Origin of the sequence: Anabaena sp. PCC 7938 (assembly GCF_049315035.1) — a bacterium.
GTDB classification, from domain to species: domain Bacteria; phylum Cyanobacteriota; class Cyanobacteriia; order Cyanobacteriales; family Nostocaceae; genus Anabaena; species Anabaena cylindrica.
The window spans coordinates 5,398,063-5,418,776 of sequence record NZ_CP186034.1 but is presented as its reverse complement, the minus strand read 5'-3'; the positions used below and the strand labels follow the sequence as shown (position 1 = coordinate 5,418,776).

The 20,714-nt window shown below is 40.3% G+C and carries 20 protein-coding genes, 1 tRNA gene and 2 pseudogenes; 14 read left to right on the top strand and 9 right to left on the bottom strand.

The window, feature by feature from the left end; genetic code table 11:
* The first annotated feature begins 156 nt into the window (after positions 1 to 156).
* The 4 genes from ACOWPH_RS24260 (at position 157) to ACOWPH_RS24245 (ending at position 4,414) form a co-directional block, all read left to right on the top strand.
* Positions 157 to 2,325 carry a peptidase domain-containing ABC transporter gene (locus ACOWPH_RS24260; protein ID WP_015212676.1) on the top strand — a complete coding sequence of 723 codons (2,169 nt, stop codon included), beginning with the start codon at positions 157 to 159 and terminating at the stop codon, positions 2,323 to 2,325.
* A gap of 575 nt (positions 2,326 to 2,900) precedes the next feature.
* Positions 2,901 to 3,128, top strand: coding sequence for a hypothetical protein (locus ACOWPH_RS24255; RefSeq protein WP_015212675.1), 228 nt, complete (start codon positions 2,901 to 2,903; stop codon positions 3,126 to 3,128).
* A gap of 401 nt (positions 3,129 to 3,529) precedes the next feature.
* Positions 3,530 to 3,733 carry a hypothetical protein gene (locus ACOWPH_RS24250; RefSeq protein WP_015212674.1) on the top strand — a complete coding sequence of 68 codons (204 nt, stop codon included), beginning with the start codon at positions 3,530 to 3,532 and terminating at the stop codon, positions 3,731 to 3,733.
* Between the two features lie 465 nt (positions 3,734 to 4,198).
* Positions 4,199 to 4,414 (top strand): hypothetical protein, encoded by a 216-nt coding sequence (locus ACOWPH_RS24245; protein WP_015212673.1) that lies wholly within the window; start codon positions 4,199 to 4,201, stop codon positions 4,412 to 4,414.
* 98 nt (positions 4,415 to 4,512) lie between these two features.
* On the opposite strand, the gene ACOWPH_RS24240 is transcribed toward ACOWPH_RS24245, so the two are convergent.
* Complete coding sequence (locus ACOWPH_RS24240; protein WP_015212672.1) at positions 4,513 to 5,409, bottom strand: alpha/beta fold hydrolase; 897 nt, start codon at positions 5,407 to 5,409, stop codon at positions 4,513 to 4,515.
* Between the two features lie 390 nt (positions 5,410 to 5,799).
* On the opposite strand from ACOWPH_RS24240, the gene ACOWPH_RS24235 reads away from it, so the two are divergent.
* From ACOWPH_RS24235 to frr, 3 genes are all read left to right on the top strand, one after another.
* A complete protein-coding gene (locus ACOWPH_RS24235; protein ID WP_015212671.1) occupies positions 5,800 to 6,378 on the top strand; it encodes a thioredoxin family protein in 579 nt (192 codons plus the stop codon).
* Positions 6,379 to 6,458: 80 nt separating this feature from the next.
* Positions 6,459 to 7,187 (top strand): UMP kinase, encoded by a 729-nt coding sequence (gene pyrH, locus ACOWPH_RS24230; RefSeq protein ID WP_015212670.1) that lies wholly within the window; start codon positions 6,459 to 6,461, stop codon positions 7,185 to 7,187.
* Entirely contained in the window at positions 7,174 to 7,722 is a 549-nt protein-coding gene (gene frr, locus ACOWPH_RS24225) for a ribosome recycling factor (protein ID WP_015212669.1), read from the top strand. The genes pyrH and frr overlap by 14 nt, the downstream gene beginning before the upstream one ends.
* A gap of 102 nt (positions 7,723 to 7,824) precedes the next feature.
* Here frr and ACOWPH_RS24220 read toward each other — a convergent pair.
* Positions 7,825 to 8,293, bottom strand: a pseudogene (locus ACOWPH_RS24220) (DUF29 domain-containing protein).
* A 48-nt stretch (positions 8,294 to 8,341) separates the two neighbouring features.
* Here ACOWPH_RS24220 and ACOWPH_RS24215 point away from each other — a divergent pair.
* Positions 8,342 to 8,554 carry a hypothetical protein gene (locus ACOWPH_RS24215; protein WP_042464461.1) on the top strand — a complete coding sequence of 71 codons (213 nt, stop codon included), beginning with the start codon at positions 8,342 to 8,344 and terminating at the stop codon, positions 8,552 to 8,554.
* A 113-nt stretch (positions 8,555 to 8,667) separates the two neighbouring features.
* A pseudogene (locus ACOWPH_RS24210) lies at positions 8,668 to 9,790 on the top strand (geranylgeranyl reductase family protein).
* A gap of 60 nt (positions 9,791 to 9,850) precedes the next feature.
* On the opposite strand, the gene ACOWPH_RS24205 reads toward ACOWPH_RS24210, so the two are convergent.
* On the bottom strand, positions 9,851 to 10,720 hold the full coding sequence (locus tag ACOWPH_RS24205; RefSeq protein ID WP_015212665.1) for a CPBP family intramembrane glutamic endopeptidase: 870 nt from the start codon (positions 10,718 to 10,720) through the stop codon (positions 9,851 to 9,853).
* A 191-nt stretch (positions 10,721 to 10,911) separates the two neighbouring features.
* On the bottom strand, positions 10,912 to 11,346 hold the full coding sequence (locus tag ACOWPH_RS24200) for an AbrB family transcriptional regulator (protein ID WP_015212664.1): 435 nt from the start codon (positions 11,344 to 11,346) through the stop codon (positions 10,912 to 10,914).
* Positions 11,347 to 12,848: 1,502 nt separating this feature from the next.
* Between ACOWPH_RS24200 and ACOWPH_RS24195 the strand changes: the two genes are divergently transcribed.
* Positions 12,849 to 13,847, top strand: coding sequence for a succinate dehydrogenase/fumarate reductase iron-sulfur subunit (locus ACOWPH_RS24195; RefSeq protein ID WP_015212663.1), 999 nt, complete (start codon positions 12,849 to 12,851; stop codon positions 13,845 to 13,847).
* An 81-nt stretch (positions 13,848 to 13,928) separates the two neighbouring features.
* Here the strand turns inward: ACOWPH_RS24195 and ACOWPH_RS24190 are convergent, their stop codons facing one another.
* From ACOWPH_RS24190 to psbX, 4 genes are all read right to left on the bottom strand, one after another.
* Entirely contained in the window at positions 13,929 to 14,456 is a 528-nt protein-coding gene (locus tag ACOWPH_RS24190) for a TolB family protein (protein ID WP_015212662.1), read from the bottom strand.
* Between the two features lie 100 nt (positions 14,457 to 14,556).
* The gene (locus ACOWPH_RS24185) at positions 14,557 to 15,108 is read right to left on the bottom strand and encodes a TolB family protein (protein ID WP_085930356.1); all 552 of its coding nucleotides are present in this window, start codon (positions 15,106 to 15,108) and stop codon (positions 14,557 to 14,559) included.
* A 47-nt stretch (positions 15,109 to 15,155) separates the two neighbouring features.
* Positions 15,156 to 16,067 carry a Ycf66 family protein gene (locus ACOWPH_RS24180; RefSeq protein WP_015212660.1) on the bottom strand — a complete coding sequence of 304 codons (912 nt, stop codon included), beginning with the start codon at positions 16,065 to 16,067 and terminating at the stop codon, positions 15,156 to 15,158.
* Between the two features lie 180 nt (positions 16,068 to 16,247).
* Complete coding sequence (gene psbX, locus ACOWPH_RS24175; protein ID WP_015212659.1) at positions 16,248 to 16,367, bottom strand: photosystem II reaction center X protein; 120 nt, start codon at positions 16,365 to 16,367, stop codon at positions 16,248 to 16,250.
* A gap of 174 nt (positions 16,368 to 16,541) precedes the next feature.
* Between psbX and ACOWPH_RS24170 the strand changes: the two genes are divergently transcribed.
* A complete protein-coding gene (locus ACOWPH_RS24170) occupies positions 16,542 to 16,835 on the top strand; it encodes a YggT family protein (RefSeq protein ID WP_015212658.1) in 294 nt (97 codons plus the stop codon).
* Positions 16,836 to 16,921: 86 nt separating this feature from the next.
* Here ACOWPH_RS24170 and accC read toward each other — a convergent pair whose 3' ends face one another.
* A complete protein-coding gene (gene accC, locus ACOWPH_RS24165) occupies positions 16,922 to 18,268 on the bottom strand; it encodes an acetyl-CoA carboxylase biotin carboxylase subunit (protein WP_015212657.1) in 1,347 nt (448 codons plus the stop codon).
* A gap of 346 nt (positions 18,269 to 18,614) precedes the next feature.
* Here accC and ACOWPH_RS24160 point away from each other — a divergent pair.
* The 3 genes from ACOWPH_RS24160 (at position 18,615) to ACOWPH_RS24150 (ending at position 20,567) form a co-directional block, all read left to right on the top strand.
* Positions 18,615 to 18,695: transfer RNA gene (locus tag ACOWPH_RS24160), tRNA-Leu, on the top strand.
* 114 nt (positions 18,696 to 18,809) lie between these two features.
* Positions 18,810 to 19,421 carry a chorismate lyase gene (locus ACOWPH_RS24155; protein WP_015212656.1) on the top strand — a complete coding sequence of 204 codons (612 nt, stop codon included), beginning with the start codon at positions 18,810 to 18,812 and terminating at the stop codon, positions 19,419 to 19,421.
* Positions 19,422 to 19,616: 195 nt separating this feature from the next.
* The gene (locus ACOWPH_RS24150; RefSeq protein WP_015212655.1) at positions 19,617 to 20,567 is read left to right on the top strand and encodes a WD40 repeat domain-containing protein; all 951 of its coding nucleotides are present in this window, start codon (positions 19,617 to 19,619) and stop codon (positions 20,565 to 20,567) included.
* Positions 20,568 to 20,714: the final 147 nt, after the last annotated feature.

Below are 20,714 nucleotides of genomic sequence, written 5' to 3'. Positions count from 1 at the left end.
TAGCTTGCGTGGCGCAGCCATACGGTACAGAATCAAAATTGAAACCTAGACACCAAGCCAGTTTTACTCCTGACTCCTGACTCCTGCTGTAATAATATTGAGTTTCTTAATCTCAATTCCACCTCCTGAACTTTTTCTTTCACAGGTCTGGCATCCATGTTAGATATCCTCAAACCTCATAAAAAATACCAGTGTACTTTACAGCTAAGTGAAGAAGACTGCGGAGCCGCTTGTCTCGTTTCAATTTCCAAGCATTATGGACGCTTTCTCAGCATGATTAAAAGTCGGGAAGCAGTCGGTACTGGACAATTAGGCACAACCTTACTCGGTTTAAAACGTGGTTCAGAAAATCTCGGTTTAAATGCTAGAGCAGTTAAAGCTTCCCCAGAAATTATAGACAGAATCACAGAAATTACATTACCTGCAATTATTCATTGGCAAGGCTACCATTGGGTAGTTTTATATGGCAAACGGGGCAAAAAATACGTCATTGCTGATCCAGCCGTAGGACTCCGCTATGTTAGCCGACAAGAATTAGCAAATGCTTGGAATGGGGTCATGCTCTTACTAGAGCCAGATCCAGATCGCTTTTTTGATCTGCCCCAAGAACAATCAAAAGGTGGTCTCAGTCGCTTTTTTCGCCGGCTCTTACCCTATCGTGGTTTGCTAACTCAGGTCTTAATGATCAATATCGTCCTGGGTGTACTAGCACTGGGAACTCCTGTTTTGATTCAACTGCTCACAGATGATGTTTTAGTTCGTGGAGATGTGCAGCTACTTACGGTTGTGGTTTCCGCAGTTGTCGTCATGAGTTTATTTAGTGGAGGTTTACAAGTATTTGAATCCTTAATGATTTCTCATTTTGGTCAAAAATTACAATTAGGTTTAGTCCTAGAATTTGGGCGTAAACTTCTCCAATTACCCTTAAGTTATTATGAATCTCGTCGGAGTGGTGAAATCACCAGCCGACTACGAGATATTAATGAAATTAACCAGTTAATATCACAGATTGTGATTGTTTTACCTAGCCAGTTTTTCATTGCTGTAATTTCTTTTTGCTTGATGTTATTTTACAGCTGGCAATTGACAGCAGCAGTCATATTTGTTGCTGCTTTAATGACCTTAGCTACCCTACCTTTTTTACCAATTCTTCAACAAAAAACTCGTAGTCTCTTGGTTTTAGGAGCAGAAAATCAAGGTGTTTTAGTAGAAACATTTAAAGGCGCACAGGTAATCAAAACAACAAATGCTGCTCCTCAATTTTGGGATGAATTTCAAAGTCGTTTTGGTCGTCTGGCTAATCTTGCTTTCAGCACAGTTCAATTAGGAATTATCAATGGTACTATTGCGAGGCTCCTATCTACAATTGGTACTGTCCTGTTGCTAGGGTTAGGAAGTCTTTTAGTAATTCAAGGCAATTTAAGTATCGGTCAAATGTTAGCCTTTAACGCTTTACAAGTCAATGTTTTAGCATTAATTAACTCATTAGTTGGCTTTGTCGATGAATATTTTCGTTCCCAAACCGCAGTTTCTCGTTTGCTAGAAGTTATTGATGCTACACCAGAAGTAGTAGGAGGAAGTCAAAAGCCAGTTGCAAAAATTGCCGATGATGCAGATATTCGTTGTTCCCATCTCAAATTTCATCACCCCGGAAGAGTTGACTTATTAGATGATTTTTCAATTAAGCTGCCGGGAGGAAAAGTCATTGCTTTAATTGGTAAATCAGGCTGTGGTAAAAGCACTTTAGCTAAATTATTGGGGGGCTTATATCAACTAGATTCTGGTAATATCCGCATCGGTTTGTTTAATATCCAAGATATTTCTCTAGATTGTTTGCGACAACAAGTAGTTTATGTACCCCAAGAACCTCATTTTTGGAGTCGTTCAATTTTGGAAAACTTCCGTTTAGGAACACCTTCTATTTCCTTTGAGCAAATTGTTCAAGCCTGTGATATCGCTGATGCAGATGAGTTTATCAGCCAATTACCGAATAAGTATCAAACTGTGTTAGGGGAGTTTGGAGCTAATCTTTCTGGAGGACAAAGACAACGATTAGCGATCGCACGCGGAATTATCACAAACCCACCTATACTAATTTTAGATGAAGCCACCGCAGGACTAGACCCAATCAGTGAGGCTCATGTCTTAGATCGTCTCTTGGAATATAGAAGAGACAAAACCACAATTTTAATTACCCATCGTCCCAGTGTCATCAATCGCGCCGATTGGATTGTACTCATAGATAAAGGTCAAATCAAACTCGAAGGTAGCTTAGAAAGTTTTCTTTCTCAACCAGGAGAACACTTGCAGTTTTTAACCATATAAGTAGTCGGAGAAAATTAAATTCACTCGTTGAGGGAAGAAACGTAAAAATCAGAAAGTACTAAATATAAATTATTCCAAGCCACTAGAGGAAATTCTTCAACTTTTGGATTATTCAAAATTAATCCCAAGAGTGAGAAAGAAAGTAATTTATTACTAAATTTTCCAAATAATTTCTTTTAAGAAAATAACCGAGTTTGAATTTAAACATCTTTTTGTAGAGATATATTTATTGTTCTCTCTATATTTTCTTGTTTGCCTAATCAAGAGATACAATATTTTTCAATATAAATAATATAGCGTTTCCCACTAAGCATGATATACAAAATTACCCCTTCCTCTTACCAAGGGGAGGGTGCGCGATAGCGCGGGTGGGGTGTATTTCATGAGCTTGGGAATTGCTATAAACAAAATAAACATGAGTTAAAAGAAAGAAATTTATCTGAATATAATTATAACTTAAGAAGAATTTAAGTTTTAGTAAATTTATAACTAGGGAGTCATTAATTTATAATGATAAATCTTTATAAAAGAAGCATAGGTGTTATTCACCTATTCATAAATTGAGGCTAACAATCATGTCAAATAAAAACATTACATCTGATTTACTTGTAGAGTTATCAGCTGACCAACAACAGCTTCTGTCCGGAGGACAGGCTAGAAAAAGGCCTATAATCTGCTACGACTACGATCTCTCTGAAGGTGGTAGAGGTGGTAGAGGTGGTAGAGGTGGTAGAGGTGGTAGAAGCGATTTCAATGTTGATGTTGATGTTGATGTCGAAAGAAAAAGACAGCGGAGAGTTTAAGTGTAAAAAATCCACAAATTGTGTAGCCATTTAATTCCAATTTAGTTTCAATCTGGCATTGACGAGAGGAAAGAGGAAGCTGATATAACTGCCTCAAAACTAATTAGTTTTGAAATAGATAGTTTGGCAGAAGTGTTGAATGTTCACCTTCGGGTATTACATTCAGTTTCCGAATACCAATAAGGGAGATACCAGAGATAACCCATACCTTTCTCCTTCCTCCTCAATTAAATCAACTGTGTAGAGAACAGAAAAGTAACTGCTAGAAATAGCGTTTTCTTTTCTCACTAATCTTACTTTTGATACAACCAAGTAATTTCACGCTGTTCAAGTGATTTTAAATCAGGGAATCCCATCTACTAATTGGACAATTTATAGAGATGTATGTGAGGTCAATAATTATGTCATATCAACCCAATGAATCTAACTTGCTTGTAGAACTATCCGCAGAAGAACAACAGCTTTTATCTGGTGGAAAATGTTACTATTCTTCCCCCAAGCGTAAAGCTAAAAAACTTTGTGGAGATTACGAAAAGTATGATCAATATAGATCCGATGATGGTTATGACAGTTATCCTGATAGTGACAATAAATGCGGTGAGTAATACTTTTTCTTAGAGGATGTTTAAAAACTAGAGAAGGGGTATAATTTATCAAGTCTATAAGCTAGGCTATTCTTAATAGTCTTAGTTTATAGACTTTTCTATCGACTTTGCAGTGAGCAGTATTGCCTGTAATATTGCGCTATTCCCTTTTTGAAACGTGCAATTTATTTTGCACGGATACTTATACATCCACTCTTGAAAATAAAACATAAGACTGCTAGAATTGGTGTCTAACTTTCCATTTATTTGGTATTTAATATGGAACTTTTAAGTAGAGAATTAGGCATTACTATTTTAGTTTGTCTTTAGTAAGAAAAAATAAATAAATTCATAAATTTATTTAAGTCAAAAGATAGACCATATAACTATTAGTTTATAACCATAGATTCATTAAATTTATCGAAATAAAACTTATAAAAAGATTATGGATGAATAAAATATATCAGCCAATGGAGGCTAACCATTATGTCGGATCAAATTAACTCAACTGAGTTGTTAACAGAATTATCCAACGACGAACAGGAAGTTTTAGCAGGGGGCTATGGCTATGGACGCGGCTATAAACGCGGTTTTGGACGTGGCTATGGACGCGGCTATGGCTATGGACGTGTCTACGGACACGGTTTTGGCGGCTACGGACGCGGTTTTGGTGGCTACGGACACGGTTTTGGCGGCTGGTAAGCAAAGTTCAGTAAATTGTTTTGCTCTCTGTGAAGTGTGAGTGTGGAGTAGGGAATGAAATCTTTCCCTACTCCCTACACCTTTTTTGAGACTGCAACTCAAATAGCTAATAGCTCACGTATCCAATTCTGTAAAATTGGATTAACTATCTCAGGTGCTTCGTCTTGAGGGCAATGTCCCACTCCCTCTAATGGAATAAATTTTTGTACTTGAGGGAAATTGGCTAACTCTCTACCCAAATTAATAGGTTCCCAAGGGTCAGCTGTTCCCCATAAAATAATCGCTGGACAAGGTAATACTGCTAAGAGGTCTTCTGGTAATGGGCCGCTGGAATAAGCAGTAAAAGCCAAGAATACAGCAGCAGCGCCAGAATCTTTTGCCGGTGTCATCAGAATTTCTACCAATTCATCTGTCACTGTTTCGCCATTAGCATAGGCTTGTAAGAGAATCTTTTTTACTGTTTTCGGTTTGGCTAGTTGGCTAAAAAAGAAGTTGCCGACTGCTTGAATAGATAGAAAGCGTTGCAAAATCGGCGTACCAATGCGTTTTATCCAAGGCAAATTTAGCCGTTTACGATCATGTAGTAACCGCAAAGAACAGTTAATTAACGCTGTTCCTAAAACCATATCTGGTCTAATGACAGCTGCTTGCATTGCTACAATACAGCCAATTGAATTACCGACTAAAAAAGCTGGCTCACCTACCACTTGGCTACAAAAGTCTGCTAATTGCTGCCCCCAGTTTTCTAGTGTGTATGTGATTTTTTCTCCGGGTTGAGGTTTAGCAGAAGCACCAAAGCCGATCAAATCAATGGCATAAACTCGACAATTTTCGGCTAAAACTGGTATATTTTTACGCCAGTGTTGCCATGAAGCACCAAAGCCATGTACTAGAATCACCGCAGGGCCGCTAGTTCCTTGGGTTTGGTAACAAATGGGGAAACCTTGCCAAAGCCAGGTCTGTGTGGATGTAAATGCGTTTGTAGAAGTTGTCATGAGTTTATTTTTAGATAGGAATTACTAAGAATTTAAATTTGTCTAACTATTTAAGAATTATTTTTATAGCGGTTCTCGGTTGAGTGAGATACAATATGATACACAGTTCAGTTTTTACCTGTTTGCAGCACAAATTTAGTATGGCAAATTCGAGATAAACGAATATATGGTGCTTTACAGTATTTTTAAGAAAATTTGCAGAAATTTTATAGTTGGGGATAATTAAAGTAGCACCAGTATAAAGATCAAGTAGTTTTACAATTTACGCTAACTCAATTAGTATATAAAATTAATTGGATATAAAACAAATGCTAAGGCGTAGTTTTACACCTGGAAACTAACGCTAATTTAAAAAAAGTTTTTGTTCCTAGTTCCTTCGGGCGAAAGAAGATGAATATACTAGAAACAATTGATACTCCTATCGGAAGTTACGCTCCAGATTTTGAGTTGCCAGGAATTGATGATTGTGTACACCATCTCAGCCGTTACTTAGAAAATTTAAGCTCAGTCTGTGTCATTTCCATTTGTAACCACTGTGATTATGTGGATTTGTATATAAGCAGACTAAAAACTATTCAATCGGAATTTTCCCCCAGGGGCTTCACACTGATTGGATTAAATTGTGGTGATGGCAACAATGATGTTCGTAGTGGGGAAGAACTTGACACTGTATCCAATTTTGAGAGGATGAAAGCATTTGCCCGTCATCATGAGTTAAATTTTCCTTATCTATGGGACTCAACTCAAGATGTAACTCGGAGCTTTGGGGCAATTAGTACACCAACAGCTTTTTTAATAGATAGTGATGGGATTTTGCGCTACAAAGGTCAAATTGACGATCACCCGCAAGAGCCACTAGCTTCAGGAGTGGATTATTTGAGAAATGCGATCGCTTGCTTATTTGCAGGTCAAGCAATCCAGCCAGCAGAAACACAACAGATGGGGACACCATTAGTATGGCGTAAATAGACCTGATAAACACAGATAGCCCATTGTACTGCTATCTTAAATTGGAGGCAATTGCAACTTATTTGATAAAGTGTAACTTCATGGGAACGAATTACCGACGGGTTTTACTTAAACTGAGCGGTGAAGCCTTGATGGGCAACATGGGCTATGGCATTGATCCAGAAGTAGTCAAGGAAATAGCCGAACAGTTAGGAGAAGTGGTAGCCACTGGCGTTCAAGTCGCTATTGTCGTTGGCGGCGGCAATATTTTTCGAGGGGTGAAAGCGGCATCGGCGGGGATGGACAGGGCAACCGGCGACTACATTGGGATGATTGCCACGGTAATGAATGCCATGACGCTGCAAGATTCACTAGAACGAATAGGGGTACAAACGCGGGTACAAACTGCGATCGCTATGCAAGAAGTAGCAGAACCTTATATTCGTCGTCGCGCTATCCGTCATCTTGAAAAAGGACGGGTGGTAATTTTTGGTGCAGGTTCAGGAAATCCCTTCTTTACTACAGATACGACTGCCGCTTTAAGAGCAGCAGAAATTGACGCAGAAGTGATTTTTAAAGCCACCAAAGTAGACGGAATCTACGACGCTGATCCCGAAGTCTATCCTGATGCCAAGCGTTACACAACCCTTACTTACACCCACGTTTTGGCTAACGATTTACGAGTCATGGATAGCACCGCAATTGCCTTGTGTAAAGAAAATAATATTCCCATTCTGGTATTTGACTTGACAGTGCGAGGCAACATCCACCGAGCAGTAATGGGAGAATCTATTGGTACCCTTGTGGGAGGTTCTTGTGAAATTAGATGAAGCTGAAAGTAAAATGCAACATACCGTTGAGGCGACTCAACGAGCTTTTAATACCATTCGGACAGGTCGTGCTAATGCGAGTTTATTAGATAAGGTACAGGTGGAATATTACGGTACACCTACGGGACTAAAATCTTTAGCAAACATTAGTACACCTGATGCCTCAACAATTCTGATTCAACCTTATGATAAGGGCAGCCTAAACATAGTTGAAAAGGCAATTTCTTTGTCTGATATAGGAATAACACCCAGTAATGACGGTTCTGTTATTCGGCTGAATATTCCACCTTTGACAAGCGATCGCCGGAAAGAATTTGTCAAAATGGCCGCTAAGTATGCAGAAGAAGGTCGAGTTGGCATTCGTAATATTCGCCGTGATGCGCTGGACTCCATTCGCAAACAAGAAAAAGCTGCGGAAGTTTCCGAAGACGAATCACGAGATCAGCAAGACAAACTGCAAAAACTGACCAACAAGTACACAGCAAGAATAGATGACTTGCTGACAGAAAAAGAAAAAGACATCACAACTGTCTAAGCAGTTCTGAGTACCAAGTAACGAGTAACCCACAATTATCAGCTAAATTTATGGTGGGTTACGGACTACTGTCCTCTAAGCGTAGCCATGCCCGCAAGGGCTTTACTCACCCCCATGATTGTTGGGTAAAAAATCATCCTCTGTTACTTCTGCTAAATGATATGGACATATCACAGGAAAAGACTCAACTGGTAAACCTGTTTCAGCTTTTGCTTGCTTAACTGCTTGTGTATAACATTCTGTAAAAATGCTCTCCAGATAGGGTTTGAGACTAGGAGAATCCTGGAGAGATTCTTGAACACGTCTACGATGTTCAATGATACTTCCTTCCCAACTACCGCTTCTCTTGTCAGGCTGAAACTGCCATTTGAGTAAATGCAGTAAAATGACAATCAGATTACTTTATCAGACTTTTGCGCTCACTCCTTCCCATGTCGCCAATTTCTTCAATGAGATTAGCCCAGTCTACATTTGCGTAGTCCTGACCTTGCAATTTGGCTACAGTTGTTTCTATCCATTGCAAGTAGTCGGTTTCATATAGGGTTGGGGAGTGGGTCTTTAACAAAGACATGGCTGTTTCCATAGCTTTATACTTAAATTATAGTTTTTCTAAATGCAAATGCCTCTAGAAGAGTATGCGATCGCAGCACTTGCCGAACGCAAAGAAGACCGTAATAAATTTGTCAGTATTCAGAATAGAAAATACAGGAGACGCTACGCAGACCTACGGTTCAGGAGAATAAAGGCTTTTCGAGTCAACTTTGATGATGTTGAGAAAATTTCACTTCTCTCTCTTCCTGATTTCATCAGCATTCTGAATTCTGGCTCCTGACTTCTGAATTCTGTTTATAAATTATTATTCACTAAAAATTTACCAAAAATCCAAAACCCTTATATATACTGGAAAGTCAACTAATTAAAATAAAAAGCAAAAATTCAGAAATTATGTACGACTGTATCATCGTCGGTGCTGGTCCAGCAGGTGGAACAGCAGCATATCATTTAGCCAAGCGGGGACGCTCAGTATTAGTTTTAGAGAAAGAATCCCTACCTAGATATAAGCCTTGTGGTGGTGGTGTGTCACCAGCGATCGCTCAATGGTTCGACTTTGACTTTAGTCCCGCAATTTCCGTCAAAGTAGATTCCCTGCGTTTTACCTGGAAACTCGAAGATCCCGTAGAAGCAAAAATCGGCATCAAAGAACCAGTCTGGATGGTGCGACGAGATATTTTTGACCATTTTTTAGTCCAACAAGCCCAAAATCAAGGGGCTGAAATCCGAGACAATACAGAAGTCAAAGGTATTGAGTTTAAAAATGATCATTGGCAAGTCAACACTGCTAATGGACCCATCACAGGTCGTTACTTAATTGCTGCTGATGGTGCAAAAGGTTCAATGGCAAAATGGCTAGGTTTTAAAGACCGTAAACGTCGTTTAGCGGGTGCATTAGAAGCTGAAGTTGCTGCTGAGGTAGTCAACAAAAACATGGCACACTTCGAGTTTGGCTTGCTGAAAAACGGCTATATTTGGAACTTCCCCAAGGCTGATGGTTATTCTATCGGTGTCGGCACATTTATTGGTGGCGAACCCCAGGATTTTAAGAAAATTTTAGATGAGTATGCTAAGTCTTTTAATGTAGATGTCAAAACTAGCAAGCAGTATGGTCATCCCATCTGTTTGTGGGATGGTAATCAAAAGCTGCACACCCAAAATGCTGTTTTAGCTGGTGAAGCAGCTTGTGTAGTTGATCCTTTTACCGCAGAAGGTATTCGTCCCTCAATTTTTAGTGGTGTTCTAGCAGCACAATTCATTAATGAAGCTCTTGCTGGTGATATCAACGCCTTAGCAAATTACACTGAGGCTATTAATGAACAGTGGGGAACAGATATGGCTTGGGCGCAAAAACTTAGCAGGAGCGTTCTATCGCTTCCCCGGTATTGGCTACAAAGTCGGTGTTAAACGTCCCTCCGGCGCTCAAATCATGGGTAAAATCCTTGCTGGTGAACTGAAATATGGCGATGTAGCTGGCCGCGCCTTAAAGCGTTTAATTCCCGGTTTCGGCGGTTAGGTAATCATTCGTAATTCGTAATTCGTAATTTAGGATGATGATTACGAATTACCACTAATTTCAAACGGGCTGAAAAAATAACCACAGAATTACTCCTGTTCCCAGAACGCAAAGAACCCCAGTCAAGCCGGCTAGGGGTTTTTTGTTTTTACCTGTAAACACTTCTGAGACTTTTCCTGTGTAGGTAATTAGTTCTGCTGTATCTATGGTAGCGATCGCCCATACCCATCCGGCATGAAGTCCCCAAGCTATCCCTAAATGATTACTATTAGCAACCCTAGCTACTACCAAAACCATCCCCATCAGCCACAATCCGGGGAGTTGGGGTGCGGTTTCCCGTTGTTCCCAAACTAAATGTAGTAACGCAAAAATCAAGCTAGAGATAATCGCCGCTACCCAAATTGCATAATCCTTTTCTAACTGAGTCAACAAAAAACCCCGAAAAATTAACTCTTCTATTCCACCAACAAATAAAGCCACCAAGGAAATTGGTAACAAAATAGATGGTATTAACTTGAGATGAGATTTTTCTAAATAGCACCAACCCAGCCAAAATTGGCAGGTGAACACCATCACAAGACCCAATACACCCAGCCCAAAACCTAGCAGTAAGGAACCAAAAATAGAAAAGTTCCCAATCAAGCCATAATCAGCAAAAGAGCCAAGTCCTAGCCAATTAAATCCCCAGAGAATTAAGGGAGCTAATAAGTAGAGAGATACTAATAAAGGTATTTTTTGCTCTGGTTGTAAAGGTTTATTAATTTGCAATTTGAGCATGATGGCTGCGATCGCTGCTAATGGCAACCAAGACCCTACCCAAACAATGAAAAAGGCCATCACGACAACTACTACTGGTGCATTTTTAAATAACGCCAGTGATGTATTGACTGATGGCTCTAAAAGTGATAAAAGGACAGGCAAAAAAATCACGATAGGCTTCTAGTAGAAATAAAGTTCTTGCTTATTATTCAAGACTCTACTAGAATTTGTGACTCATGCAAAAGGTCAAATTGTATTTTGTTGTGTGAATATATACTTAAACTACAAATATTATATATTTGTAGCAGTAGGGACAAGTTATCAAGTATTTACCTAAAACTTACCCCTACTATCAGAAAAGTTTATTCCTCTTCATCTTCTAACTCTGCTTCATCAGAGTCTACATCCTGTGGGGTTAATTTTTTATCACTTTCGCCCAACTGAATCAAGTGAATATGCTTGTAACCCAACCTAATTTCAAACTCATCACCAGGCTTTAAGCCCATTGCTTTGGTGTAAGTAGCACCAATCACAATTTGACGATTTTGGTGAACACTAACACGGTATGTCGGTTCGCGCCCACGTCCATCTTTAGGTGCTTCTGGGCTGAGAGGAATACCTCTAGCTGACAACAAAGCATCATAAAAATCGGTGAGATTGACACGAACTTGATTATTTTTCGTAACGGTGTAATAGCCACACTGCTTTGCTCTTTCTCGGCGGGGTAAATTAGAAAGCTCTTTTACTTTAGCCAGCAGTGCTTTTCCAGTTAATGGTGCGGTTGCAGTTTCAGTCATTATGGTCAAAATTTCCTTAATCTCTAGCTAATCATCAATTTAGTCTGAACACAGTAGTTAGCTTTTTAGCCTCTACACAGAGTTACTCAAGAGTTGTGGGTGAGGGTGAATTTCTGCTGATATGAGCAGCCCAATCATCTCTATAAATGGTTTAGAACCTTAAATTAGAGGTTAGGGTTGTCACAGAAATTTATTTAGGTGATTTTACGGCACTTTTAACCATCATTCGCCATTGGAAATAAAAGTATTTTATTTTTTGGCGCTACTGTAGGGGTGTAATTTTAAGTCACCTTTACAAATCAGGTTAGTTCTACTCCAAAAAAGTCGTAGATACAATAAATTGCAGGTTTTTCACTTTCAGTGCTTGCCTTTCTTGCCATTGAGTTGTAAGGTCATCCCTACTCATCATCTCCAGCTGAGGACAGCATTGTATTCGCTTACGGTCTTGCGGACATACACCCTATTGTCCTGCTAGTAGAGATATGAATTTTCTTATCTCTACACTATGAATAAACAAAGCGGTAGTAGTCGCACTTATACGGCGATTGGTACTGGTTTTGTTAATTCATAATTTTATATTAAATACTAGCATGGACTAATAATAGCAAAATATTTATTTAATTTAAAATTCAATTTGCAATTCGAGTTTTTTTTTAATCCCTGGACTTGAGGAGAGAAAAAGCAGTGTAGATTTTTCTCTGGCTTGATACTGTCATGAGTTTTGGGTCAAGGCTTTTATAAAAATTCATATAATTGAGACGAGCCGTTTTGAGTGAGTGAGTTAAATCCACAGTTTTCTTGATAGAGATGAGACAAAAAGCGATATGGATTTTTCGCCATGTTTATTAGTATCAGGCCAAATCTCTCAAGTTATTCTGCACTTCTGTCTAGCGGAAGAATAAATTTACCACATCTATCCGCTGCTTGATAGCCATGACCCAATAATTGTTATCCGCTTTAACACTTCTACATATTTAAAAAATTTCTGCTTCGCTGCTGCTTAAGAACTTTTGATAAATAGGACTTGACTAAAGAAGGATGAAGTGTAGAGGATAAAGTAGTTGGGGTAGATATCTCGCCTTTTGTGAGGAAAGAGGAAAAAAAATTTTCTAAAATTAGACCTATTATGCCTGTGAAGATGTGAAATTACGGTTCTTCAGTCTTTGGTTGACTGCGGTTGACATCAAGATGTATAAGCTGCATTTAATCAAGTAAGCACCTCTATACGTGAAACATCTTCACTCTTTACTCCCCAACAGGTAAATTAAATGCAAAGGGATGATTCCTTTTTACTGTTGGATTGCCTGGAGAAGATAAATTTCGCTGATTGCACTTCTACGACTAAACTTTTAATGGTTATCGTTAAACTGGAATCATGAGAGCCTTAAGCGTCAGCTTATTAAGCACTGACGTTATGTACAATAGCTCATTTTTCACAACAACCGACTTGAACTCATGATTTTTGAGGCAGGTAAGGCAATTTAAAAATTTGGTTGGTAATAATGGAAGTTATTTTTAAAATTATTCGGCAGCAACAAAACTCTACTCCTGTTGTGCAAAGCTATCCTTTGCAGGTAGAAGCAAGTAGTACAATCCTAGATTGCCTCAATCAGATTAAGTGGGAACAAGACGGAACTTTAGCATTTCGCAAAAATTGCCGCAATACGATTTGTGGTAGCTGTGCGGTACGAATCAATGGACGTTCGGCTTTAGCCTGTAAGGAAAATGTTGGCAGCGAACTGGCTAGATTAAAACAAATTCCATCGCCGCTAAACCAGGATAATACCACTGGTGAAATTACGATCGCTCCTTTGGGTAATATGCCAGTGATTAAGGATTTGGTCGTAGATATGAGCAGTTTCTGGAATAATTTAGAAGCGGTTGCTCCTTATGTCAGTACAGCAGCACGACAGGTACCAGAAAAGGAGTTTTTGCAAACACCACAAGAGCGATCGCTCCTCGATCAAACTGGTAACTGTATTATGTGCGGTGCTTGCTATTCTGAATGCAACGCCCGCGAAGTCAATTCAGACTTTGTTGGCCCCCACGCCCTCGCCAAAGCATATCGCATGGTAGCAGATTCCCGCGATAGTGAAACTGAAAATCGTTTAGAAAATTATAACGAAGGTACTAAAGGTGTTTGGGGTTGTACTCGTTGTTTTTACTGTGACTCAGTTTGTCCAATGGAAGTTGCACCATTAGAGCAAATCACCAAAGTTAAACAGCAAATTCTCGACCGCAAACAAGCCAGTGATAGCCGTTCAATTCGTCACCGGAAAGTATTGATAGAGTTAGTAAAAACAGGTGGTTGGATTGATGAACGCCAATTTGGTATCCAAGTAGTTGGTAACTATTTCCGCGATTTAAAAGGATTACTCAGCCTTGCACCTTTAGGACTGCGAATGCTCGTCCGGGGTAAATTCCCCCTCTCCTTTGAACCATCAGAAGGGACTAAACAAGTGCGATCGCTCATCGAATCTATCCAAAAAATCGAATCCTGATTGGGGACTGGGGACTGGGGACTGGGGACTGGGTAGTAATTACGAATTACGAATTACGAATTACGAATTACAAATTACAAATTACTTTGGTTCTTGCGGGATATTCAATTGTCTTCCAGCACGGTCATACAGCAAAATATCCCATTGTCCATTATTACTAAACTCAAAAGCAATCCTACTACCATCAGCACTAATTGTAGGATTGCGAATTTCTGCTTGCAAACTAGGAGTTAAATTCCGTGATTGTCGCGTCTCCCGGTCATAAAGAAAAATGCTCGAACGACCCTGACGACTCGCAATAAAAACAATATAACGACCATCTTGGGTGACAGAAGGGTGAGAAGCGATCGTATCAAAAGAATTTAAACCCGGTAAATCTACCAAATTCCGAGTCACAGTATCAAACATATAAACATCTTCACTACCCCTGCGGTCAGTAGTAAATACAATATATCTCCCAGAAATTTGCGGATCTAACTCTGAAGCCAGACTATTAAGACCCCGTCCACCAGAATCAAAAGGATAACTCAACAAACGCGGATAACCAAAACACCCAGTTAATAAACTAGAGCTTAAAAATAAAATAATAGGTAATTTGTAATTGGTCATTGGTCATTGGTCATTGGTCATTGGTCATTGGTCATTGGGCATTGGGAAGCAGAGGAGAATCAATAATTTCTGTTCCCAATTACGAATTACGAATTACGAATTATTTTACAGTTGCACCATTAGGAATATCTAACTCCACCGTCGGACCACGATCTAGCACTTCCACATCCCATTGCCCACGACTGGCAGATTCAAAGACTATATAACGTCCATCAGGGCTAATATGAGGACTTCTCACCCAACCCCGATAGGTCGGTGTGAGAATTTGTGATTTTTGCAGAGCGCGATCGTAAAGTGCTACAACTGCTCTACCTTGATCACTAGTTAAATAACAAATATAACGCCCTGTATAGCTGAGACTGGGACTTTCTGCGATCGTTTCCCGTCGGTTCAAGCCTGGTGTCGAAATAAAACTTTGGGTTTCCAAGTCGTATATCAACAATTGCTGATTACCATTTCGATTAGAAACAAAAGCCAAAAAGCGACCATTTCCACTCAAAGATGGTTGTTCCTCAGTATAACGACTGTTCAGAGAAGATACCCCTAAAGGAATATCACCAGAACCACAGGAAACAATTAAACTAGTCAAACTAAAAACTAGGCTCCAATAAATTGGTTTTTGGAGCCACAACATAGACGTAAATGTTCTCACATCAACCGCATTCCGTCGCCTTTGAAACTACCATCCCCCCAACTGTTCTAAATATCATCATCAAAATCAGTCGAATTATCTCCCCTATCATTTGGCTTTTCAATTGGGTTATACGGTACATAATCAGTAGGAATAGCCTCATCATCTTCCCTAACTCTGCGAGGAGATGAATCAGCAGGTGGACGACGCTTTCTTGGTCTAGGAGCAACATCATCCTCACGAACTTCTGGGCGTTGAGGTCTGTTATTAGTAGTGCGACGGGGCTGTTTTTTTACATCCTCCTGGGGACTTTCCCAATCATCAACTTGCCTAGACACAGAACCCCAATTTTCTTGTTCATAACTTTCAGTAGGGCGACTTGCAGAGCGACCAGAGGTAGGACGACGTTTCCTTTCTCCAGTTTCCGGCTTTTCTGTGCTATTGCGGCGTTCTGAACGACGGGGGGGTTGATCCTCGTAATAATCATCACGGGTTGAACGCTCATCTCGGCTACCGCGAATCCTAGCACGTGGAGGTTGTTCTTCCTCCTCATAAGGAAGGGGTTCCAAATCTGCATCCATCTCCGCTTGATAATTGCGTCGCTCAGAGTAAGAATATTTTCTGCTTACTTCCCGCTCATCATCGACAATCGGAGTGTTTCGTTTGGCTTGTTGGGTGGCTATACTCCGCAGACGAATACTTTCAACTGCAAAAAATACAGTAGTACCAACTAAAAGCAACTGACCAAATTGCAGAATGGGATCTAATCGCCATCCTTGAAAAATGAGAATAAAACCGCACAATAAGCCAACTGCTGCAAAAAAGATATCCTGATCTCGTGACAATTCTGGCCGCACTGTGCGGAGAAAATACAGCGCTGCCCCAGCCACAGCCAGGAAAATTCCTAGTACACTGGCTGAGTTAGCCCCAAAATTTACCTGAGCCAAAAAACTGGCTGAGTTCAGCCCAAAATTTATCATTGCTGTTTTCCCAATATCAAATCTATGTTAGCGGGTCACAATTAAAATCACTACTCTAACTATTGACAATAATATGAAAGCTTCAAAGCATCTGGCAAAGAAGCTCTGAAGCTGTTTACCGGGATTGGGGATTGGGGAAAATAATCTGTCATCTGTTTCCTGTCCCCTTTCCCCTGTTCCTTATGAACGTTGGATTTTATCTTTTTGGCTAATGAAGATTAGCCCTACTGTTGTTGGAATAACTACAATTGCAGTACCCCAAACCAGACTCCAAAGAAAATTTGCTAAAGAGGGTGTCATAATTCTCAACCTTTTTTTACACACTTCATTTTAATTTTAATCTTAATCCTGTATCACTTTCTTGAGAAGAGACCACAGCATTTAGTTAAAATGAGAGAGAAGGCTTTACAAAGCTTCAACTTTTCTGGCTTACGCCCAGATTTTATATTTACTCACAGATATTGACTAAAAGTAATGACCGGTGCTAACTTGACCTCTTTGATTCTCGGCCTCATTTTGGGACTGATGATATTTTTGTTTATTTTCCGCATCATTCTCACTTGGTATCCACAAGTGAACCTCAACCGTTTGCCATTTAATCTGATAGCTTGGCCAACAGAACCCTTCTTAGTGCCATTGCGAAAGCTAGTACAACCTATTGGTGGGGTGGATATCACCCCCATAATTTGGGTTGGTATTTTCAGCCTGGTACGAGAAATTTTACTAGGTCAGCAAGGTTTACTGACCATGATGTTGCGCGTAAATTAGGTGACAGGTCATAAGAGGCAGGGGTGCAGGGTGCAGGGGGAAAACTGAAACTGAGCTTGTACCCATTACCAATTACCCATTACCCATTACTGAATTTTCATTTCCTGCACAAAATTAGTGTAAACATTACCTGCCAAAAACTGTGGATTTTCCATGATTTTTTGATGAAACCCAATGGTGGTAGGGAGTCCGGTAATTGCACACTCTCGCAATGCTCGTTTCATGCGGTTTATAGCAGTAGCCCGGTCTGGCCCCCAGACAATTAGCTTGCCAATTAGAGAGTCGTAATAAGGCGGAATTTGGTAATCTGTGTACACATGAGAATCAATCCGCACGCCGGGTCCTCCAGGGGGTAAATAACCACTAATTTTGCCTGGGGAGGGACGAAAATCATGATCTGGGTCTTCGGCATTGATACGGCATTCAATGGAATGACCCCTGAGAATAACTTTGTCTTGAGTTAAATTGAGTTTTTCACCTTGGGCAATGCGGATTTGTTCTACAAGTAAGTCGATACCAGTCACCATCTCTGTGACTGGATGCTCAACTTGTATGCGGGTATTCATTTCCATGAAATAGTATTTACCGAATTTATCTAGGAGAAACTCGATAGTACCTGCCCCGGTGTAGTTGATGAATTGGGCTGCTTTGACAGCAGCTTGTCCCATTTTTTCTCGGAGATCTGAGTCAAGTGCTGGACTGGGAGCTTCTTCCAGTAACTTTTGATTGCGGCGCTGAATTGAGCAATCTCTTTCACCTAAATGGATGACATTACCGTAGCTATCAGCCAAAATTTGAAATTCTATGTGGCGCGGACGTTCGATAAATTTTTCTATATAAACGCCGGCGTTGCCAAAGGCTGCTCCTGCTTCTCCTTGGGCTGCAAGGAAAAGTTTAGCGAATTCATCTTCGGAACGGACAAACCTCATACCCCGACCACCACCACCTGCTGTGGCTTTAATCATTACAGGGTAGCCGATATCTTTAGCGATCGCTATTCCTTCCTGCTCAGTCTCTACCAAACCATCACTACCCGGTACTGTCGGTACTCCGGCTTTTTGCATGGTTTCCTTGGCTGTGGCCTTATCTCCCATTAACCGAATAGCTTCGGGACTAGGGCCAATAAAGGCAATATGGTGGTCAGCACAAATTTCCGCAAATCGAGCATTTTCTGCTAAAAAGCCATAACCAGGATGAATTGCAGTAGCATTGCGCGTCAAGGCAGCGGCAATAATATTGGGAATATTCAAATAACTTTTACTGCTGGCTGGTTCACCAATGCAAACTGCCTCATCAGCAAGTTGGACGTGGAGAGCATTCCGGTCAACGGTGGAGTGAACAGCAACTGTCGCAATTCCCATTTCTTCACAAGCTCGGAGAATGCGAAGCGCTATTTCTCCCCGATTAGCAATTAAAATTTTGTCAAATTTCATTTTCTAGCTTCGATATTAGTACCACGTAGATTGACATTCTCTCCCATCCCGTTGAAATAAAGCTGTCGCATTACTGCAAATTTTAACAGGAGATTCCCCACCCTCATTTTTAGTAGAGTTCAGGATTGGATTGCTTGCCTCCCCGAATCTTAGCTAAACTAACAACATTGCGGCTGTCAGTCGTTGCCAGTTTCCCTCACTTGGCTTTTTAAAGATATCCATAACTTTTAATATCACTTGTGCAGCAACTATATTTCTGTCAGCTTCATACCCGCATTCAAAGAATTTGCGAAAAAATTCGCCTTATTGGTTTTTTTTATGCTATATTGAATTTCAGTCAAATTTTGCGGATGTGGCGGAATTGGTATACGCGCACGCTTGAGGTGCGTGTGGCTTTGCCTTGCGAGTTCGAGTCTCGCCATCCGCATTTCTAGGGCGTATTGCAATACGCCCTTTTATTCTGTCTAATTCACCCAGGTTTCTAATTGGAATCTGGGTTTTTTATGCTTTTATAGAAATAGGTGAAGTTTTGTAAATAACATTGACTACTATTGTTACGCCCACAAATAATTCAACATTGCCAACCGCTTGGCATCGCCTAAATCCTATTTGGGAAGGTGGAGAGAAGGATATTCAAAAAGGTTTACCTCATACTCAGTTAGCACCAGCATGGCAATTGCTACTTTTGGGTGATGGTTCTCCAACTCGGCATTTACAATTACTGACTTGTGAACCGATAGAAGTGGATGTAATTGATATGGCTTTGATTGGCATGAATGCTGATGCTGCTCCCGATTTAATTCAAGCTGTGCCAGGGCCACGACTGCGCCGACAAGTATGGCTGCGTACTTCCTCTGGTCAGCGGTTGGGTTATGCCACTTCCTGGTGGGAAGCTAGTCATGTAGATGAGTTTTTGCAAAACCGTTCTCTTCCGATTTGGGCAAGTTTAGCTCGTATTCGGACAGAATTATATAGAGATATTAGAGGCATTTACTGTGGTTCTTCAGCTGCCCTAGAGTCAGGCTTTGATCAAGTTGGGCCTTTTTGGGGTCGTCATTATTTATTTTGGCATCATGGACAGCCTCTAACTTTGATTTATGAGGTTTTTTCGCCTTATTTAACTAAATATTTGGGACAACAACAAGGTTATTAGAAAAAAGGCTGAAAACCTTTGAGGTTTGGGTTTGGAGGAAAGACTTAGCTGTGCTGTTCTAGCGGTCAAGTGGACTAATCACCCTTTTACCTGTAAGCATATGCAGAACAGCAGGCTACGCCAAAAGCCATATTTAATGTTGATGGATGAAATAGTGACATGAAGTGATCGCTGAGGGGAAAAAGGTGAATCAAGATGTATAAGCAACTTCACACGTTGGAGAAACACCCAGAGTCTTTAATATGCTTCACTATTAGCCCTGATGGAGACACTCTTGTTAGTAGCTGTTATGACATAATCAAAGTTTGGGATTTAGAGGAAGGAACTTTAATCTGTTCCCATAAACTGCACAAAACTCCTCTGCATTTTTCCTTAGTTATCGATCCACATTGGACAACATTTATTACTAACTATGATTATCACATTCAGAGGTATGACCTATTAACAGGTTCACTAGTTTCACAATTCTCTACTGAGGCGAGTGGCTCTATTGCTATTCATCCAGATGGAAATACACTAATTGTGGGCGGTTATGGTCATAGAGTCGGTGAGAAGCCGTTCATTCCGATAAAACTATTTGATTTGCAAACACAGAAAGTTGTTCATATGCTACAGGGACATGAACATATAGTTTCATCGGTTATCATTAGTCCTGATGGAAAGAGATTAGTTAGTCAAAGTCATCACTCCTCTATTAAGGTATGGGATTTACTAACGGGGCAAGAGTTATGCAGTTTTGCCCAGCCTCCATATCGATGGATCGATGCAGTTGCACTTGTAAATCTAACAGATTTGGTTATTAGCGGTTGTAGACTTAGTATCAATGAATTCAAGGGTCACGATTGGAATAATTTACATACTAATGTATGGAATGTTATGACTGATGAAGTCATTTATTCTTTGCCGAAAAGTCCTCGTAGATATTCTCCCTATCTACTGGGAGAACCCCGTAGCGTTATGACACCTGATGGCAAAATACTTGTTAGTGGAGATGATGTAAATTTTGTGGTGTGGGACTGGCAATCCGATAAAATGCTTTGCACTCTTCAAGGACATAAAAGTAAAGTTGAAAACTTGGCTATTGCGCCCAATGGGCAGATAATTGCCAGTTACGCAGAGGATGGCATACGTATCTGGAAACGATAAATGACATACTGAAGCTGCTGCAAGCAGATCGCAAAATTGAGTGACTTTGTTAGCGATCGCTCATCTTGAGGCAGAGAAGTGCCAAAGAGACTAAAGTATTATGGCTGGTGACAGATGAGATAATTACGAATTACCAGACTAAACTAG

Excerpts from the sequence above, each read along its gene's own strand:
- ACOWPH_RS24215 (WP_042464461.1), top strand. The coding sequence starts at position 8,342 with ATGCCTCTAGAAGAGTATGCGATCGCAGCACTTGCCGAACGCAAAGAA.
- psbX (WP_015212659.1), bottom strand. The coding sequence starts at position 16,367 with ATGACACCCTCTTTAGCAAATTTTCTTTGGAGTCTGGTTTGGGGTACT.
- ACOWPH_RS24235 (WP_015212671.1), top strand. The coding sequence starts at position 5,800 with ATGAATATACTAGAAACAATTGATACTCCTATCGGAAGTTACGCTCCA.
- ACOWPH_RS24240 (WP_015212672.1), bottom strand. The coding sequence starts at position 5,409 with ATGACAACTTCTACAAACGCATTTACATCCACACAGACCTGGCTTTGG.
- ACOWPH_RS24245 (WP_015212673.1), top strand. The coding sequence starts at position 4,199 with ATGTCGGATCAAATTAACTCAACTGAGTTGTTAACAGAATTATCCAAC.
- accC (WP_015212657.1), bottom strand. The coding sequence starts at position 18,268 with ATGAAATTTGACAAAATTTTAATTGCTAATCGGGGAGAAATAGCGCTT.
- ACOWPH_RS24255 (WP_015212675.1), top strand. The coding sequence starts at position 2,901 with ATGTCAAATAAAAACATTACATCTGATTTACTTGTAGAGTTATCAGCT.
- pyrH (WP_015212670.1), top strand. The coding sequence starts at position 6,459 with ATGGGAACGAATTACCGACGGGTTTTACTTAAACTGAGCGGTGAAGCC.
- ACOWPH_RS24180 (WP_015212660.1), bottom strand. The coding sequence starts at position 16,067 with ATGATAAATTTTGGGCTGAACTCAGCCAGTTTTTTGGCTCAGGTAAAT.
- ACOWPH_RS24190 (WP_015212662.1), bottom strand. The coding sequence starts at position 14,456 with ATGACCAATTACAAATTACCTATTATTTTATTTTTAAGCTCTAGTTTA.
- ACOWPH_RS24170 (WP_015212658.1), top strand. The coding sequence starts at position 16,542 with ATGACCGGTGCTAACTTGACCTCTTTGATTCTCGGCCTCATTTTGGGA.
- ACOWPH_RS24250 (WP_015212674.1), top strand. The coding sequence starts at position 3,530 with ATGTCATATCAACCCAATGAATCTAACTTGCTTGTAGAACTATCCGCA.
- ACOWPH_RS24150 (WP_015212655.1), top strand. The coding sequence starts at position 19,617 with ATGTATAAGCAACTTCACACGTTGGAGAAACACCCAGAGTCTTTAATA.
- ACOWPH_RS24200 (WP_015212664.1), bottom strand. The coding sequence starts at position 11,346 with ATGACTGAAACTGCAACCGCACCATTAACTGGAAAAGCACTGCTGGCT.
- ACOWPH_RS24260 (WP_015212676.1), top strand. The coding sequence starts at position 157 with ATGTTAGATATCCTCAAACCTCATAAAAAATACCAGTGTACTTTACAG.
- ACOWPH_RS24195 (WP_015212663.1), top strand. The coding sequence starts at position 12,849 with ATGGAAGTTATTTTTAAAATTATTCGGCAGCAACAAAACTCTACTCCT.